The sequence below is a fragment of the Delftia sp. S65 genome, from assembly GCF_016516495.1.
Lineage (GTDB): Bacteria > Pseudomonadota > Gammaproteobacteria > Burkholderiales > Burkholderiaceae_C > Comamonas > Comamonas acidovorans.
In genome coordinates this window covers 212,696-229,276 of the sequence record NZ_JACVUR010000001.1, presented here as the reverse complement: position 1 = coordinate 229,276, position 16,581 = coordinate 212,696, and the positions used below count along the sequence as shown (strand labels likewise).

The following is a 16,581-nucleotide window of genomic DNA, read 5'->3' as shown; positions in this document are numbered from 1 at the left end:
GCAAAAAACACCATGTCCACCGAATCCACCTCATCCTCTTCTTCCCCTTCTTTCGCTTCGGCCCAGCGCAAGGGCTGGAGATTGCCGGCCGCCGCTGCGGCCATCCTCGCCGTCAGCGCCGGCCTGTTCGGCCTGCACGGCATCGATGCCAAGGCCGATGACGCGCCCGCCAGCGCTCAGCCCGCCGCCACGCCCGTGTCGGTGGCCACGGTCGCCGAAAGCGAAGTCACCGCCTGGGACGAGTTCTCGGGCCGCCTTGAAGCCGTGGAGCGCGTGGACATCCGCTCGCGCGTGGCTGGCGCCGTGCAGGCCGTGCACTTTCGCGAGGGCGCGCTGGTCAAGCAGGGCGATCTGCTGATCACCATCGATCCCGCACCGTATGCGGCCGAGGTCGAGCGTGCCGAAGCCCAGGTGGCCTCGGCCCAGGCACGCCAGTCCTATGCACGCAGCGAGCAGGAGCGCGCACGCCGCCTGTGGGACGAGCGGGCGATTGCCCAGCGCGAGCTGGACGAGCGCATCAACGCAGGCAGCGAGGCCGAGGCCAATCTGCGCGCGGCCCAGGCATCCCTGCAATCGGCGCGGCTGAACCTGGGCTACACCCAGGTGCGCGCCCCCGTGTCGGGCCGCATCGGCAAGCGCGAGATCACCGTGGGCAACCTGGTGGCCGCAGGCCCGGGCGCGCCGGTGCTGACCACGCTGGTCTCGGTCAGCCCCATCTATGCGAGCTTCGATGCCGATGAGCAGGTCATCACGCGCGCACTCAAGGAGCTGGGCGGTGGCGCGGGCAACCGCGCCAAGATCGACAGCATTCCCGTGCAGATGGGCACGGCCACGGTCGGCAGCACGCCCTTCGAGGGCCGGCTGCAGCTGATCGACAACCAGGTCGATGCCCGAAGCGGCACGGTGCGCGTGCGCGCCGCCTTCGACAACAAGGACGGCGCCCTCATGCCCGGGCAGTTTGCCCGCATCCGCATGGGCCAGGCGCGCGACAGCAGCATGCTGCTGGTCAGCGAGCGCGCCATCGGCACGGACCAGAGCAAGAAGTACGTGATGGTGGTGGGCGGCGACAACAAGGCCGTCTACCGCGAGGTGGCCCTGGGCGCCTCGGTCAACGGCCTGCGCAACGTGACCCAGGGCCTGCAGCCCGGCGAGCGCGTGGTGGTCAACGGCCTGCAGCACATCCGTCCCGGCGCCCTGGTCGCGCCCAAGGAGGTGTCCATGGATGCGCGGGCCGATGCCCGCCAGCCGGGCACCCGGCAGGCAGCCGAACAAGTGGCTGACGCAACCAAGTCCTGATCTAGCCGCACACCTTTCCTGCCTCTGAAATGCCGCCTGACCGCAGGCGGCATGGGCCGCGCTTTGCCGTGGCGGAGCCAAACACCATGAACCTATCCAAATTCTTCATTGACCGGCCGATCTTCGCAGGCGTGCTTTCGCTGCTGATGCTGATCGCCGGCCTGATCGCCATGGGCGGGCTGCCGATCTCGGAATACCCCGAGGTCGCGCCGCCGTCCGTGGTGGTGCGCGCCCAGTACCCGGGCGCCAATCCCAAGGTGATCGCCGAGACCGTGGCCACGCCGCTGGAAGAGCAGATCAACGGCGTCGAAGGCATGCTCTACATGGGCAGCCAGGCCACCAGCGACGGCGTGATGACGCTGACCGTCACCTTCCGCCTGGGCACCGACCCCGACAAGGCGCAGCAGATGGTGCAAAACCGCGTCTCGCAGGCCGAGCCGCGCCTGCCGGAAGAGGTACGCCGCCTGGGCATCACCACGGTCAAGAGCGCACCCGACCTGACCATGGTGGTGCACCTGGTCTCGCCCAACCAGCGCTATGACATCAACTACCTGCGCAACTACGCGGTGCTGAACGTGAAGGACCCGCTGGCGCGCATCGAAGGCGTGGGCCAGATCCAGATCTTCGGCGGCGGCGACTACGCCATGCGCGTGTGGCTGGACCCGCAGAAGGTGGCGCAGCGCGGCCTGTCGGCCAGCGATGTGGTGGCTGCCATCCGCGGCCAGAACGTGCAGGCTGCGGCCGGCGTGGTCGGTGCCTCGCCGGGGCTGCCGGGCGTGGACATGCAACTGTCCATCAACGCCCAGGGCCGCCTGCAAAGCGAGGAGGACTTCGGCGACATCATCGTCAAGAGCGGCTCCGACGGCGCCGTGACCCGCCTGCGCGACATCGGCCGCCTGGAGATGGGCGCGGCCGACTATTCGCTGCGCTCGCTGCTGAACAACGACCCGGCCGTGGGCATGGGCGTGTTCCAGGCGCCGGGCTCCAATGCGCTGGAAATCTCGGCCAACGTGCGCAAGACCATGGAGGCCCTGAACAAGAACATGCCCGAGGGCCTGGAGTACCGCATTGCCTACGACCCCACGCAGTTCGTGCGCGCCTCCATCGAATCGGTGGTGCACACGCTGCTGGAGGCCATCGTGCTCGTGGTGCTGGTGGTGATCCTGTTCCTGCAGACCTGGCGCGCCTCCATCATCCCGCTGCTGGCCGTGCCGGTGTCGGTGATCGGCACCTTCGCCGTGCTGCATCTGCTGGGCTTTTCCATCAACGCGCTGAGCCTGTTCGGCCTGGTGCTGGCCATCGGCATCGTGGTGGATGACGCCATCGTCGTGGTCGAGAACGTGGAGCGCAACATCGAGGCGGGGCTGACGCCGCGCAACGCCACCTATCGCGCCATGCGCGAGGTCTCGGGCCCCATCATTGCCATCGCCCTGGTGCTGGTGGCGGTGTTCGTGCCGCTGGCCTTCATCAGCGGCCTCACGGGCCAGTTCTACAAGCAGTTTGCGGTGACGATCGCCATCTCCACGGTGATCTCGGCCATCAACTCGCTGACGCTGTCGCCCGCGCTGGCGGCCCTGCTGCTGCGCGGCCACGATGCGCCCAAGGACGCGCTGACGCGCGGCATGGACCGGGCCTTCGGCTGGCTGTTCCGCGGCTTCAACCGCATGTTCCACCGGGGCTCCGAGGCCTACAGCGGCGGCGTGGGCCGCGTGATCTCGCGCAAGGCGCTGATGCTGGCCATCTACCTGGCGCTGATCGCCGTGACCTTCGGCCTGTTCAAGGCCGTGCCTTCGGGCTTCGTGCCCGCGCAGGACAAGCAGTACCTGATCGGCTTTGCCCAGTTGCCCGACGGCGCCACGCTGGACCGCACGGACGAGGTGATCCGCCGCATGGGCGAGATCATGAAGGACAACCCCAACGTGGAGGACACCATCGCCTTCCCGGGCCTGTCCATCAACGGCTTCACCAACAGCTCCAACTCGGGCATCGTCTTCGCCACGCTCAAGCCCTTCGACGAGCGCAAGCGCGCCGACCAGAGCGGCGGCGCCGTGGCCGGCCAGCTCAACCAGGCCTTCGCAGGCATCCAGGACGCCTTCATCGTCATGTTCCCGCCGCCACCCGTGGCGGGCCTGGGCACGACGGGCGGCTTCAAGCTGCAGCTGGAAGACCGTGCCTCCCTGGGCTATGACCAGATGGACGCTGCCGTGAAGGCCTTCATGGCCAAGGCCTACCAGACGCCCGAGCTGACCGGCATGTTCACCAGCTGGCAGGTCAACGTGCCCCAGCTGTATGCCGACATCGACCGCACCAAGGCGCGCCAGCTCGGCGTGCCGGTGACGGACATCTTCGACACCATGCAGATCTACCTGGGCAGCCTGTATGCGAACGACTTCAACAAGTTCGGCCGCACCTACAGTGTCCGCGTGCAGGCCGACGCGCCCTACCGCGCGCGTGCCGAGGACGTGGGCATGCTCAAGGTGCGCTCCAGCTCGGGCGAGATGATTCCGCTGTCGGCGCTGATGAAGGTGGACTCCAGCTTCGGCCCCGAGCGCGCCATGCGCTACAACGGCTACCTCACGGCCGACATCAACGGCGGTGCCGCACCGGGCTTCTCTTCGGGCCAGGCGCAGGACGCCATCAAGCGCATCGCGGCCGAGACCCTGCCCAAGGGCATCGACTTCGAATGGACCGACCTGACCTACCAGGAGATCCTGGCCGGCAATTCGGCGGTGATCGTGTTCCCGCTGGCCCTGCTGCTGGTCTTCCTGGTGCTGGCCGCGCAGTACGAGAGCCTGACCCTGCCGATTGCCATCATCCTGATCGTTCCGATGGGCCTGCTGGCGGCCATGACCGGCGTCTGGCTGTCGGGCGGGGACAGCAATGTCTTCACGCAAATCGGGCTCATCGTGCTGGTGGGGTTGAGTGCGAAGAACGCCATCCTGATCGTGGAGTTCGCGCGGGAGCTGGAGTTCGAGGGCCGCACGCCCATACAGGCCGCCATCGAGGCCAGCCGGCTGCGCCTGCGCCCCATCCTGATGACTTCGCTGGCCTTCGTCATGGGCGTGCTGCCCCTGGTGCTGTCCACGGGCGCGGGCTCGGAAATGCGCCGTGCCATGGGCGTGGCCGTGTTCTCGGGAATGATCGGGGTGACGGCCTTCGGCCTGTTCCTGACGCCCGTGTTCTACGTGCTGATGCGCCGCCTGGCAGGCAACCGGCCGCTCAAGCAGCATGGTCCAGAGATGGAGGAAGAGGCCCCTGCACATGCACCCGCCCACGGCCATGCCTCGGGTGGCGGCGCGCTGCCCATGCCCTCTGCTGCGCGTGGCGAGCATGAATGAGCCCACACCACAAGAACAGGAACCGATCATGAAGATCCCATCGCTTTCGAAACTGTCCAGGCGTCTGCTGCCCCTGGTGGCGGCGCTGGCCCTGGCCGGCTGCGCCAGCGTGTCCCAGAGCCTGCCCGAGCTGCCGGCCGCCCCCGCCTTCAAGGAGCAGGGCGCCGCGCCGCAGGCGGGCTGGACACAGGCCCTGCCTGCCGAAGCCCAGGCACGAGGCCAATGGTGGCTGGCCTTTGCCGACCCGGCGCTGGATGCGCTGGTGGACAAGGCCACGCTGGACAACCAGAGCATCCAGGCCGCGGCCGCACGCCTGGCCGAGGCCCGCGCCCTGGCGCGCAGCGCCAATGCCGAGCGCATGCCCCAACTGGGCCTGGGCGCAGGGGCCACGCGCGGCGCGGGGCTGGACAAGGCCTCGGGCACGCGGCCGGCCACCCTGGTCAATGCGGGACTGAACCTGTCGTATGAGGTCGATCTGTTCGGCCGCATTTCCCAGGCGGCCGACGCATCGCGGCTGGACGCCGAGGGCCGCGAGGCCCTGCTGCAAAGCACGCGGCTGGCCGTGCAGGCCGAGGTCGCACAGACCTATCTGCAACTGCGCGCGCTGGACGCCGAGCGCGCCCTGATGCGCGAGACCGTGGAGGCCTACCGCGACACGCTGCGCCTGTCGGAGCGAAGGCTGCAGGCCGGCGACATTGCCGAGCTGGACGTGGCGCGCATCCAGGCCGAGCTGTCGGCCACCGAATCGGATGCGCTGGCGCTGGACCGCCAGCGCGCCCAGGTCGAGCATGCGCTGGCCGTGCTGGTGGGCGACTCGGCCTCGCGCTTCGGCCTGGGCGAAGGCGCCTGGACCACGGCTCTGCCCTCCATCCCAGCCGGCGTGCCGGCCACGGTGCTGATGCGCCGGCCCGACATCTCGGCTGCCCAGCGCGCCGTGTTCGCCGCCCAGTCGCGCGTGGGCGTGGCCAAGACAGCCTGGTTCCCCAGCATCTCGCTGACCGGCGCGGCCGGCCATGCCTCGCCCGAGGTCGGTGACCTGTTCAAGTGGTCCATGCGCTCCTGGGGCGTGGGGGCCCTGCTGTCGCTGCCGCTGTTCGACGGCGGCCGGCGCGAGGCCGGCGTGCAGGCCGCAGGCGCGCAGCTCGATGCCGCGCTGGCCGCCTACCGCCAGCAGGCGCTGGTGGCCTTCCAGGAGGTGGAGGACCAGCTGTCGTCCATCCGCATCCTGCAGGAGCAGTCCACCGTGCAGGGCCAGGCCGTGGTGGCCGCCAAGCGTGCCACCAGCCTTTCGGACACGCGCTACCGCAATGGCTATGTCAGCCAGCTGGACCTGCTGGATGCGCGCCGCAGCGAACTGCGCAACCGCCGCCAGGCGCTGCAGGTGAAGTCTGCGCAGTACCAGGCAGCCGTGGGCCTGATCCGCGCGCTGGGCGGGGGCTGGGATGTGCCGGCTGACGTGCCGGTGGCCCAGGCCGCGCTGCGCTGAGGCTCCCTCAGGCCAGCACGTCAATGGAGCGGAACACGCGCTGCAGCACCGGGTCCGGGCTGTGGCGGCAGGCGTGGACCTGCTCCATGAGGTGGTGCACGAAGCGCTCGGCCACCCAGGGCAGAGGGCCGTGGCCGCGCTGGACCACGCCCACCGTGTGGGGCTCGAACTGCTCGCGCAGGGACAGCGGCACCAAGGTGCCCTGGGGCACGCCCGATTCGATCAGCGGCCAGGGGCACAACGAGAGCATGTCGCTGTGCGCGATCAGGTGCAGCAGCAGCGATGCCGAATGCACCAGGTGGATGTGGCCCACGGGCACGGGCAGGCCGTGGCGCAGGAACAGGCGCCGCACCAGGTCGTCTTCTTCAGGCGGCGTGTAGTTGAGCAGCCAGTCGCAGTCCATCAGCTCGGCCAGCGAACGGGCGCCTGCCAGCGGGTGGCCGGTGCGGGCCACGACGGTGGCGTCATAGCGGAACAGCGGCGTGCCGTGCAGGTCGCCGCCCGAGGGACCCGAAGGCACGCGGCCGATCAGCAGGTCCAGCGTGCCTTCGCGCAGGCGCGGATGGGCCACGGCCGACAGGCCCTCGAACAGCTCCAGCCGTACCTGGGGCAGTTCGGCGCGGAAGGCGCGCAGCACATGGGGCAGCAGGCTCTGGCCCACCCAGGGCGTCACGCCCACGCACAGGCGCGCCACGGCGCAGGTGTCGCGCAGGCGGGCCATTTCATCCTCGGCCTGGGCCATCTGCCCGGTGATCAGCTGGGCGTGACGCAGCAGCGTGCGCCCGGCCGGCGTGAGGACGATGCCGCTGCTCTGGCGCTCGAACAGCGCAAGGCGGTGGCCTTCCTCCAGTTCGCGCAGGGCCTGGGTGATGGCCGACTGCGTGATGCCCAGCGCGCGTGACGCGGCGCGCACGCTGCCGCAGCCAGCCACGGCGACGAGGTAGCGCATCTGGTGCAGCTTCATGGCGGGACCGGCATCGGGGTGGGGCTGGGAATGCATGGGCCGATCTTGCAGATTTCGTGCCATGTCTGCCATCCATGCCATTGCTGTGATCGGCGCATGCCGGGGGATGACAGGCAATGCCTGGCAGGGCAGGCGCTGGCGGTCTTCCGCCCGCTGCCCACGCTTCCTAGACTGCGGGCATGAACATTGACCCGCCCGTTTCCACCATGGCCGAAGCCGCCGATCCGGTGCTGCCCGGCATACGCGCCACGCAGGCTGAGATGGTGGCCCTGCGCCATCACCTGCATGCCCATCCCGAGCTGGCCTTCGAGGAGTTCGCCACCAGCGACTTGGTGGCCGAGCGCCTGGCCTCCTGGGGCTATGAAGTGCACCGGGGCCTGGGAGGCACGGGCGTGGTCGGCACGCTGCGGGTCGGAGCAGGCACGCGCCGGCTGGGCCTGCGCGCCGACATGGACGCGCTGCCCATCCACGAGCAGACCGGCCTGCCCTATGCAAGCCGCCACGCGGGCCGCATGCATGCCTGCGGGCATGACGGCCATACCGCCATCCTGCTGGCCGCCGCGCGCGAGCTGGCCCAGGCGCGCGGCTTCGACGGCACGCTGCACCTGATCTTCCAGCCGGCCGAGGAGGGCCTGGGCGGGGGGCGCAAGATGGTGGAGGACGGCCTGTTCGATCTGTTCCCCTGCGATGCCATCTTTGCGCTGCACAACATGCCGGGCTTTGCCGAGGGGCAGTTCGGCTTTCGCGAGGGCTCGTTCATGGCCTCGTCGGACACGGTGATCATCACCGTGCGCGGCAAGGGCGGCCATGGCTCGGCCCCCCATCTGTCGGCCGACCCGGTGGTGGCGGCGGCCCATCTGGTGCTGGCGCTGCAGACCGTGGTCTCGCGCAATGTCGATCCCCGCGACATGGCCGTGGTCAGCGTGGGCGCCATCCATGGCGGCGATGCGCCCAACGTGATCCCCGGCGAGGTGGAGCTGCGCCTGTCCGTGCGCGCCTACCGGCCCGAGGTGCGTGCCCTGCTGCGCGAACGCATCACCGCGCTGGCCCATGCCCAGGCCGCCACGCTGGGGGCCGAGGCCGTGGTGGACTACCGCTGGCGCTATCCGGCCCTGGTCAACGATGCGGCCAGCACGGCCTTCGCCCGCGAGGTGGCGCGCGACTGGCTGGGCGAGCAGGGGCTGATCGCCGACCTGCAGCCGCTGACGGGCAGCGAGGACTTCTCCTTCATGCTCGAACAATGCCCGGGCAGCTACCTGATCGTGGGCAACGGCGTGGGCGACACGCATGGCACGGGCGGCTGCATGGTCCACAACCCCGGCTACGACTTCAACGACCGCATCCTGCCGCTGGCAGCCACCTACTGGGTGAAGCTGGCCCGGCGTTTTCTGTCCGCCGCCTGAGGCGCCGCGCCCGCACCGGATTCCTTTCACGACTTCACCTGCGATTGCCACCATGCGCACTGCATTTCCTCTCTCCTCCGAGGCCCACCAGGTCCTGAGCCGCCGCAGTCTTCTGGGCGCCGCCGCGCTGGGGCTGGCCTTGCCGGCTGCTGCACAGGTCGGCTTTCCTGCCAAGCCCTTGAAGCTGGTCGTCGGATACCCGGCCGGTGGTTCGGTGGACCTGGTCGCCCGCGTGGTGGGCGATGCGCTGGCCGCGCGGCTGCGCGGCACGGTGGTGGTGGACAACGTGGGCGGGGCGGCGGGTGCCATTGCGGCCCAGCGCGTGGCCTCGGCACCGGCCGATGGCTACACGCTGCTGGTGGGTGCCAGCAACGAGCTGGTGGCCACGCGCATCGTCAACCCCGCGCAGCGCTACGACGGCCGCCGCGATTTCACGCCGCTGGGCCTGGTGGCCACCGGCCCGCTGATCCTGGCCGCACGCCCGGGCCTGGGCGTGAAGAGCATGGCCGACTTGCTGGAGCTGGCGAAGCGCCAGCCCGGCAAGCTCAGCTACGGCAGCTCGGGCGTGGGGTCGACCCTGCATTTCGCGGGAGAGCTGTTCAAGCAGCGCGCGGGTGTTTCCATCACCCATGTGCCCTACCGCGGCGTGGCGCCGTTGACCAGCGACCTGGCGGGCGGCAGCCTGGACCTGGCCATGCTCTCGCCCACGGCGGCGCAACCGTTTTTGCAGAGCGGGCGCATCGTGCCGCTGGCGGTCACCAGCGCGCAGCGCCTGTCCGCCTTGCCCCAGGTTCCAGCCATGGCCGAACTGGCGCCGCTGCGCGGTTATGAATTGGTGGGCTGGTTTGCGCTGATGGCGCCGCGCGGACTGCCCGCCGCCACCGCGCAGCGCATTACGGCGGCCCTTCAGGAGGCGCTGGCCGAGCCCGCCGTGCGCAAGCGCCTGGAAGATGCCGGCATGGTGCCCGCCTCGGGCCGCGAGGACCTGGCGCGCCTGATCGCCGAGGAAGACCGCAAGTACGAGCAGCTCGCGGCCTTCGCGAACATGCGCGACTGACGGCGTTGACGGTGTGGACGGTGCTGACGGCGCTGACGGCAGCCAGGGCAGGTTCAGCGACCGCGCAGGAACAGCGCGTCCAGTTCCTTCATGCTCATCTGCCGCCAGGTGGGGCGGCCGTGGTTGCATTGGTCGGAGCGCTCGGTGACTTCCATCTGGCGCAGCAGGGCGTTCATCTCGTCCAGCGTCAGGCGGCGATTGGCGCGCACGGCGCCGTGGCAGGCCATGGTGGCCAGGATTTCATTGCGCGCGCGCTGCACCACGGTGCTGGCGTCGTGCTGGGCCAGCTCGGCCAGAACGCTGCGCGCCAGCTCCACGGCATCGCCCTGGGCCAGGGTGGCGGGCACGGCACGCACGGCCAGCGTCTTGGGCGAGAAGGGCGAGACTTCCATGCCCAGGGCCTGCAGCGTGTCGCCATGGGCCTCGGCCGTGGCCACTTCCTCGGGCGTGGCGGCGAAGGTGGCGGGAATCAGCAGCGGCTGGCTGGGGATCTGCTCTGCCGCGTTGACGGCATTCTTGAGCTGCTCGTAGACGATGCGCTCGTGCGCCGCATGCATGTCCACCACGACCATGCCCTGGGCGTTCTCGGCCAGGATGTAGACGCCGTGGATCTGGGCGACGGCGCGGCCCAGGGGCCAGATGGTTTCCTCAGCAGCGGCAGGGGTGTCCGCTGCCGGGGGCGTGAAGTTCGCAGGTGAAGGCTCGGAGAGGGTGACGGTGACGGTGACCGGCTGGGGCTGTGCAGCGGGTGCATAGCTGGCGGGTACATCGCCGGCAGGCCATTGCACGCCGGGCCTGTCCACCGGGTCTTCGGCAGCACCGGCAGTCTGCATGGCCGTCTGTGCGGGAAGCGCCACCGGGGCCGGCGCGGCTTCGCGCATGGGTGCCCACAGGCCCGCCATGTTGCTGACCTTGTGGCCGCCCTGTTCATCGCCAAAGCTCATGCGCGCCTGGGGCCAGGCGGGAGCCGCCACCTTGGGCGCGGTGGCCGGTGCGGCAGGGGCCAGCTCCGGGGTGCGGGCGGCTTCCTCGGCGGCAGCGGCGGCGGCGGCGGCCGCGCGCGGGGCGGCCAGCGCGTTCTCTATGGCGTGGCGCACGGCCTGGTGCACCTCGCGGCTGTCGCGAAAGCGCACCTCGATCTTGGTGGGGTGCACGTTCACGTCCACGCGCGCAGGGTCGATCTCCACATACAGCGCATAGACGGGCTGCTTGTGGCCGTGCAGCACATCCTCGTAGGCGCTGCGCGAGGCGTGGGTCAGCACCTTGTCGCGCACGAAGCGGCCATTGACGTAGCAGAACTGGTGGTCGGGCCGGGAGCGCGCCGCATCGGGAATGCCCGCGCGGCCCGTGACGTGGACGGCGCCCGACCAATGCTCCACCGCCACGGAGTTCTGCACGAAGGCGTCGCCCAGCACATCGCCCAGGCGGCGCGCAAGGGCTTCATCCGACATGCTGCCGGCGGCACGCCACTGCTCGACCAGCTTGCCTTCGTGCCAGATGGCAAAGCCCACGTCGGGCCGGGCCAGCGCATGGCGGCGCACGGACTCGATGCAGTGGGCCAGCTCCGTGGCGTCGCTCTTGAGGAATTTGCGGCGGGCCGGCGTGGAGAAGAACAGCTCCTTGACCTCGACCGTCGTGCCCTGGTTGCGGGCGGCGGGGCGCAGCTCGCCGCTGCGCGCATCGAGCAGATAGGCCGAGTCCTGGCCCGCAGGGCGCGAGAGGATGGATGCCTCCGACACCGAGCAGATGGCCGCCAGCGCCTCGCCGCGAAAGCCCATGGTGGCCACGGTCTCCAGGTCGTGCAGATCGGTGATCTTGCTGGTGGCATGGCGGCGCAATGCCACGGGCAGCTCGTCGCGCGGGATGCCGCCGCCGTCGTCCTCCACCGAGATCAGCCGCACGCCGCCGGCCAGCAGCCGCACGTTGATCTGGCGGGCGCCCGCATCCAGTGCGTTGTCCACGAGTTCGCGCACCACCGAGGCAGGGCGCTCGACGACTTCGCCGGCCGCGATCTGGCTGATCAGCTCGTCGGGCAGGTCGCGGATGGGGCGGCGGGGGAGGGTGTCGGAGGAGGGGATGGATGCGTTCACGCGGCAATTCTAGGGGCTCGCATCCACCGCTTGCGGGCTGTGGGAATGGGGTGTGCAGCGCCGGCGCCCACAAAAAAAAGGAGCCGCGAAAGCGGCTCCAAGAGGCGTCCCCGGCAACAAAGGCCGGAGCCGGGGGCACTCTTTGAATGAGGGTGGCTGCAGGGTCAGCGGCGGCGGCCTGCGCGGTCGCTGTTGCTGCCCATCTGGTTGCCGACCAGCGCACCGGCCGCGGCGCCGCCCACGGTGCCCAGCGTGGTGCCGAACAGCGCGCTGCCCAGCACGCCACCGGCCACGGCGCCCACGCCCGTGCCCAGTTGCGCATTGTTGGGACGGTGGGCGCAGCCGCCCATCGCGAGCGCGCCGGTCAGCAGGGCGGCGATGGCCAGGGTGCGGCCCATCGTGGAGCCGGACTGGCGTTCGGACTTGTGCGCGAAAGTGCGAAGGGTCTTGTTCATGGCTTGCTTCCTTGTGTCTTGGCGATGGTGGTGAGGCCGGGCCGGCATTGCCGACGGCATGGAAGCACTTTGCCTGCAAAAAGCTGACGCACTCATGAGTTTTTCGTAGAGTTTTATCAAGTTGTGTAACAAAACAAGCTTGATTTCAAGCATTTGTAGATTCCTGCAAGCGCCGGTGTGTGCGATGGCGTGACCGGCTCCGGCTCGGCCGTGGGGGCATGTCGGCGAAGTACAGTACGGGCCGGTGCGGCGCCCGCCGCGGAGGACTCTCTTTTGGAAATCATTCAGTTCCTGATCGACTTCATCCTGCACATCGACAAGCATCTGGAGGCCTTTGTCGTGGCCTATGGACCCTGGGTGTATGCGCTGCTGTTTCTCATCGTCTTCGTGGAGACGGGCGTGGTGGTCATGCCCTTTCTGCCTGGCGACTCGCTGTTGTTCATCGTCGGCGCGCTGTGCGGCGTGGGCCTCATGGACTATTCGATCGCCTGCACCGTGCTGCTGGTGGCGGCCGTGCTGGGCGACCAGTGCAACTACACCATCGGCCGCTACATAGGGCCCAAGGTGTTCCAGTGGGAGGACTCGCGCTGGTTCAACCGCCGCGCCTTCGACCAGGCCCACGCGTTCTACGAGCGCTATGGCGGCATCACCATCGTGCTGGCCCGCTTCATGCCGTTCATCCGCACCTTTGCGCCCTTCGTGGCCGGGGTGGCCGCGATGAACCGGGGCAAGTTCACTGCCTTCAATGTGGGCGGGGCGATTGTCTGGGTGTTCGGCATCAGCGCAGCCGGCTATTTCTTCGGCAACCTGCCCTGGGTGCGCGAGAACCTGGAGAAGATCATCTGGGGCCTGATCCTGGTGCCGGGCCTGATCGCGATCTTTGGCGCCTGGCGCGCAGGGCGCGCGCCCAAGACGGCCGCCTGAGCTTTCAGCGCACAGAAAAAACCCCTTGCACCGTCATGGCGCAAGGGGTTTTTTCATGGAGCGGGAGTGAGGATCAGCGGCGGTCGTTGCGCTTGCCCACCTCGTTACCGATCAGTGCACCGGCGGCTGCACCGCCCACGGTGCCCAGCGTGCTGCCGAACAGGGCATCCCCCACGACACCACCGGCCACGGCGCCTACGCCGGTACCGATCTGTGCACTGCTGGGATTGGTGGAACAGCCGGCAGAGAACAGGGCAATGGCTGCTGCGGCGGCAATGGAATAAAGGCGTGTCTTCATGTTCATCTCCTGTGATGGCCTGCCTTGTCGCCGTGAGTGGCGTGTGGCGCAAGCACTGTGTGGAACATGTTTGCATGCTCTCATTCAGGGCTTGCGTCAGCGGTAGGAGATCTGCCCGAGCTGCCGCCGGGCGGCTCGGAAGTGTCGCGTCTTTGCCGTCCGACAGTGGCTGCGGGCGGCATCGCCCGCGCCCTTCGTCCGTGCCCTGCGCTCGTGCCTTTTGGCTCTGTCAGACGGAGCGGCTGCGTGCCAGCGGCGGGTTGTGCGCGAAGTAGTTGCGGATGCCGCGCATCAGCGCGTCGGCCAGTTGCACCTGGTAGGCGCTGCTGCGCAGCCGGGCCTCTTCCTCGGGGTTGCTGATGAAGGCGGTTTCCACCAGCACGCTGGGAATGTCGGGCGCCTTGAGCACGGCAAACCCGGCCTGCTCCACGCGCGGCTTGTGCAGCTTGGCCATGTTGCCGATCTCGCCCAGCAGGGCGCCGCCGAGCTTGAGGCTGTCCTTGATCTGGGCCGTGGTGCTCATGTCCAGCAGCATGCGCTGCACATGCTGGTCCTGCGAGCCCATGTTCAGGCCACCGACGATGTCGGACTGGTTTTCCTTGTTGGCCAGCCAGCGCGCGGCCGTGCTGGAGGCGCCCTTGTCGCTGAGCGCAAAAACGCTGGCACCACGCGCGGCCGGCGTGGTGAAGGCGTCGGCGTGGATGCTGATGAACAGGTCGGCCTGCACGCGCCGGGCCTTTTCCACGCGCGTGGCCAGGGGCACGAAGAAGTCGGCATCGCGCGTCATGAAGGCGCGCATGGGGCTGCCGCCGATGCGGGTGTCGTTGATGCGGTCGCGCAGCAGGTGGGCGATCTTGAGCACCACATCCTTTTCGCGCGTGCCGCTGGGGCCGGTGGCGCCGGGGCCGGAGCGGCAGGGGAGGGTGCCTGTGCCACCACGGCGGGCGGTGCAGGCGTCTTGCCGCCGGAGCCGCTGCTGTGCTGGGCGATCAGGTCGCCCAACGGGTCGGGGGCTGGCGCCGTGGAGCCTGAGGGCCGGGGCAGCGGTGGTGGAGGCGGCGGTGCCGATGCGACAGCGGTATCGTCGCTGGAGGCATCGCGCAGGCGCTCGCTGATCAGCGCCTCCAGCGGGTCCACGGCCTTGGCGGGGTACAGGTCGAACACCAGCCTGTGCTTGTAGGCCGCCACGGGCTGCAGCGTGAAGACCTGGGGCTTGGCGGGCTGCTTGAGATCGATCACCAGGCGCACCACGCTGGGAGAGTTCTGGCCCACGCGGATGGAGGCGATGTTGGGATCGTCGGAGCGGACCTTGGCCACAAGTTCACGCAGCGCGGGATTGAGGTCGATGCCCTCGATGTCCACGGCCAGCCGCGGGGGCTGGTCCACGAAGAACTGCTTGGCAGCCAGCGGCCGGTCGGACTCTATGGTCACGCGCGTGTATTCGGGCGCGGGCCAGACGCGCACGGCCACGATGGTGGCGCCGTGCGCGATGTGCTGGCGGCCCAGCAGCAGCACGATGGAGCCCGCCTGCAAAAGATTGCGGCGCGACAGGCCGGACGGATAGGAGGAGGAGTTGGCGTCGCTCATGCCTTGAGTGCTTGGATCACGGCGCGTCCGACGGGCGTGCCGGCGAGCAAGGTCACCTGGCGCTGCGTCTCGTCGATTGCTTCGATATGAATAGCTATATCTGCCGCAGGCGTAAGCGCTGCGGCCTTTTCGGGCCATTCTGCCAGCTTGAGACCGGGGCTGGCGAAAATATCGCGAAATCCTGCATCCTCCCACTCGCGCGGATCATCGAAGCGGTAGAAGTCGAAGTGCCAGATGGCCAGGTCCGGCGCCTCATGCGGCTCCACCACGGCATAAGTGGGGCTTTTGATGCGGCCCTGCACGCCCAGTGCGCGCAGCCAGTGCCGCACCAGCGTGGTCTTGCCTGCCCCCAGGTCGCCGTGCAGCGTGACGTAGGCGTTGCGCAGCGCGGGATGGTCTGCAAGCTGCTGCGCAAACCGCTGCGTGTCTTCCTCGCTGCCCCATATCCAGCGACGGCCCGCAGTTTCCGCATCCTGCGGCTGGGCGCTTTCTACAATCGAGGGAGTATGTTGTGCAGCAGTCAATTGGTTCCTTTGATGCAAGGCTGGGCCCGCGAGCTGGGATTTTCCCAAATTGGCGTGGCCGGCGTGGATTTGTCTTCTGCGGAACCGGGTTTGATGCAGTGGCTGGCCCAAGGGTTCCATGGCGAGATGGACTATATGCAGGCCCACGGCCTGCGCCGCGCCCGGCCTGCCGAACTGGTGCCGGGCACGGTCAGCGTGATCACGGCGCGCATGGACTACCTGCCGCGCGACACGCCTGCCGATGCGCCGGGCGCCTGGCAAGCGGTGGAGTGGGCGCGGCTGCAGCGGCCCGACGAGGGCATTGTCTCCGTCTATGCCCGGGGGCGCGACTATCACAAGGTGCTGCGCAACCGGCTGCAGAAGCTGGCCGAGCGCATTGCACAGGAAGTCGGCCCCTTCGGGCACCGCGCCTTCACCGATTCCGCGCCCGTGCTGGAGGCCGAACTGGCCCGGCGCAGCGGCCAGGGCTGGCGCGGCAAGCACACGCTGGTGCTCAATCGCGAAGCGGGCTCCATGTTCTTCCTGGGCGAGATCTATGTGGACCTTGCGCTGGAGCCCACGGCGCCGGTGACCGCGCACTGCGGCAGCTGCGCGGCCTGCATCACGGCCTGCCCCACGGGCGCCATCGTGGCGCCGCACCGGGTGGACGCGCGGCGCTGCATCTCCTATCTGACCATCGAGCATGCGGGCGCCATTCCCGAGGAGCTGCGGCCGCTGATGGCCAACCGCATCTATGGCTGCGACGACTGCCAGCTGGCCTGCCCCTGGAACAAGTTCGCCCAGCCCAGTCGCCTGCCCGACTTCGATGCGCGCGAGGCCCTGTCCGGCGGGCAGCTGGTGCACTTCTTTGCCTGGGACGAGCCGACCTTTCTGCGCCTGACCGAAGGCAGCCCCATCCGGCGCATAGGCCATGCGCGCTGGCTGCGCAATGTGGCCGTGGCGCTGGGCAATGCCTGGCGTGAAACCGGCAACGCGGCGTTGCAGCAGGCGCTGGCCAGCCGCGCCCAACATCCGGACGCTCTGGTGCGCGAGCACGTAGCCTGGGCGCTGTCGCAAAGATCGGATTGAGCTGATAAGACCAGGGCGCTTGTGTGTGAAACAATTGTTGCGCTCTGTCGGAGTGCCCCCCGGCGGCCTGTTGCGGGCCACTGCCCTTGAA

12 protein-coding genes and 1 pseudogene are annotated in these 16,581 nt (G+C 69.0%); 7 read left to right on the top strand and 6 right to left on the bottom strand.

Annotated features, from left to right (window positions below):
• Positions 1 to 12 precede the first annotated feature (12 nt).
• From IAE24_RS00950 to IAE24_RS00940, 3 genes are all read left to right on the top strand, one after another.
• Positions 13 to 1,296 carry an efflux RND transporter periplasmic adaptor subunit gene (locus IAE24_RS00950; RefSeq protein WP_199959856.1) on the top strand — a complete coding sequence of 428 codons (1,284 nt, stop codon included), beginning with the start codon at positions 13 to 15 and terminating at the stop codon, positions 1,294 to 1,296.
• Between the two features lie 86 nt (positions 1,297 to 1,382).
• Positions 1,383 to 4,634 carry an efflux RND transporter permease subunit gene (locus IAE24_RS00945; protein WP_013801083.1) on the top strand — a complete coding sequence of 1,084 codons (3,252 nt, stop codon included), beginning with the start codon at positions 1,383 to 1,385 and terminating at the stop codon, positions 4,632 to 4,634.
• A gap of 28 nt (positions 4,635 to 4,662) precedes the next feature.
• A complete protein-coding gene (locus tag IAE24_RS00940; RefSeq protein ID WP_199959854.1) occupies positions 4,663 to 6,120 on the top strand; it encodes an efflux transporter outer membrane subunit in 1,458 nt (485 codons plus the stop codon).
• A gap of 7 nt (positions 6,121 to 6,127) precedes the next feature.
• Here IAE24_RS00940 and IAE24_RS00935 read toward each other — a convergent pair whose 3' ends face one another.
• Positions 6,128 to 7,147 (bottom strand): LysR family transcriptional regulator, encoded by a 1,020-nt coding sequence (locus tag IAE24_RS00935; protein ID WP_063328582.1) that lies wholly within the window; start codon positions 7,145 to 7,147, stop codon positions 6,128 to 6,130.
• A gap of 116 nt (positions 7,148 to 7,263) precedes the next feature.
• Here IAE24_RS00935 and IAE24_RS00930 point away from each other — a divergent pair, with 116 nt between their 5' ends.
• Both IAE24_RS00930 and IAE24_RS00925 read left to right on the top strand, forming a co-directional pair.
• Positions 7,264 to 8,487 (top strand): M20 aminoacylase family protein, encoded by a 1,224-nt coding sequence (locus IAE24_RS00930; protein ID WP_199959852.1) that lies wholly within the window; start codon positions 7,264 to 7,266, stop codon positions 8,485 to 8,487.
• Positions 8,488 to 8,539: 52 nt separating this feature from the next.
• Positions 8,540 to 9,544, top strand: coding sequence for a Bug family tripartite tricarboxylate transporter substrate binding protein (locus IAE24_RS00925; protein WP_199959851.1), 1,005 nt, complete (start codon positions 8,540 to 8,542; stop codon positions 9,542 to 9,544).
• Between the two features lie 53 nt (positions 9,545 to 9,597).
• On the opposite strand, the gene mutL is transcribed toward IAE24_RS00925, so the two are convergent.
• Complete coding sequence (mutL, locus tag IAE24_RS00920) at positions 9,598 to 11,634, bottom strand: DNA mismatch repair endonuclease MutL (protein ID WP_192366307.1); 2,037 nt, start codon at positions 11,632 to 11,634, stop codon at positions 9,598 to 9,600.
• 164 nt (positions 11,635 to 11,798) lie between these two features.
• A complete protein-coding gene (locus IAE24_RS00915; RefSeq protein WP_013801089.1) occupies positions 11,799 to 12,089 on the bottom strand; it encodes a glycine zipper 2TM domain-containing protein in 291 nt (96 codons plus the stop codon).
• A gap of 273 nt (positions 12,090 to 12,362) precedes the next feature.
• On the opposite strand from IAE24_RS00915, the gene IAE24_RS00910 reads away from it, so the two are divergent.
• Positions 12,363 to 13,013, top strand: coding sequence for a DedA family protein (locus IAE24_RS00910; protein ID WP_043782650.1), 651 nt, complete (start codon positions 12,363 to 12,365; stop codon positions 13,011 to 13,013).
• A 73-nt stretch (positions 13,014 to 13,086) separates the two neighbouring features.
• On the opposite strand, the gene IAE24_RS00905 is transcribed toward IAE24_RS00910, so the two are convergent.
• From IAE24_RS00905 to tsaE, 3 genes and pseudogenes are all read right to left on the bottom strand, one after another.
• On the bottom strand, positions 13,087 to 13,311 hold the full coding sequence (locus tag IAE24_RS00905) for a glycine zipper domain-containing protein (protein WP_012206927.1): 225 nt from the start codon (positions 13,309 to 13,311) through the stop codon (positions 13,087 to 13,089).
• A gap of 229 nt (positions 13,312 to 13,540) precedes the next feature.
• Positions 13,541 to 14,898: pseudogene (locus IAE24_RS00900) on the bottom strand (N-acetylmuramoyl-L-alanine amidase).
• Positions 14,895 to 15,422 carry a tRNA (adenosine(37)-N6)-threonylcarbamoyltransferase complex ATPase subunit type 1 TsaE gene (gene tsaE / locus IAE24_RS00895; protein WP_034396474.1) on the bottom strand — a complete coding sequence of 176 codons (528 nt, stop codon included), beginning with the start codon at positions 15,420 to 15,422 and terminating at the stop codon, positions 14,895 to 14,897. The pseudogene IAE24_RS00900 and the gene tsaE overlap by 4 nt, the downstream one beginning before the upstream one ends.
• A 12-nt stretch (positions 15,423 to 15,434) precedes the next feature.
• On the opposite strand from tsaE, the gene queG reads away from it, so the two are divergent.
• Complete coding sequence (queG, locus tag IAE24_RS00890; RefSeq protein ID WP_199960108.1) at positions 15,435 to 16,490, top strand: tRNA epoxyqueuosine(34) reductase QueG; 1,056 nt, start codon at positions 15,435 to 15,437, stop codon at positions 16,488 to 16,490.
• Positions 16,491 to 16,581: the final 91 nt, after the last annotated feature.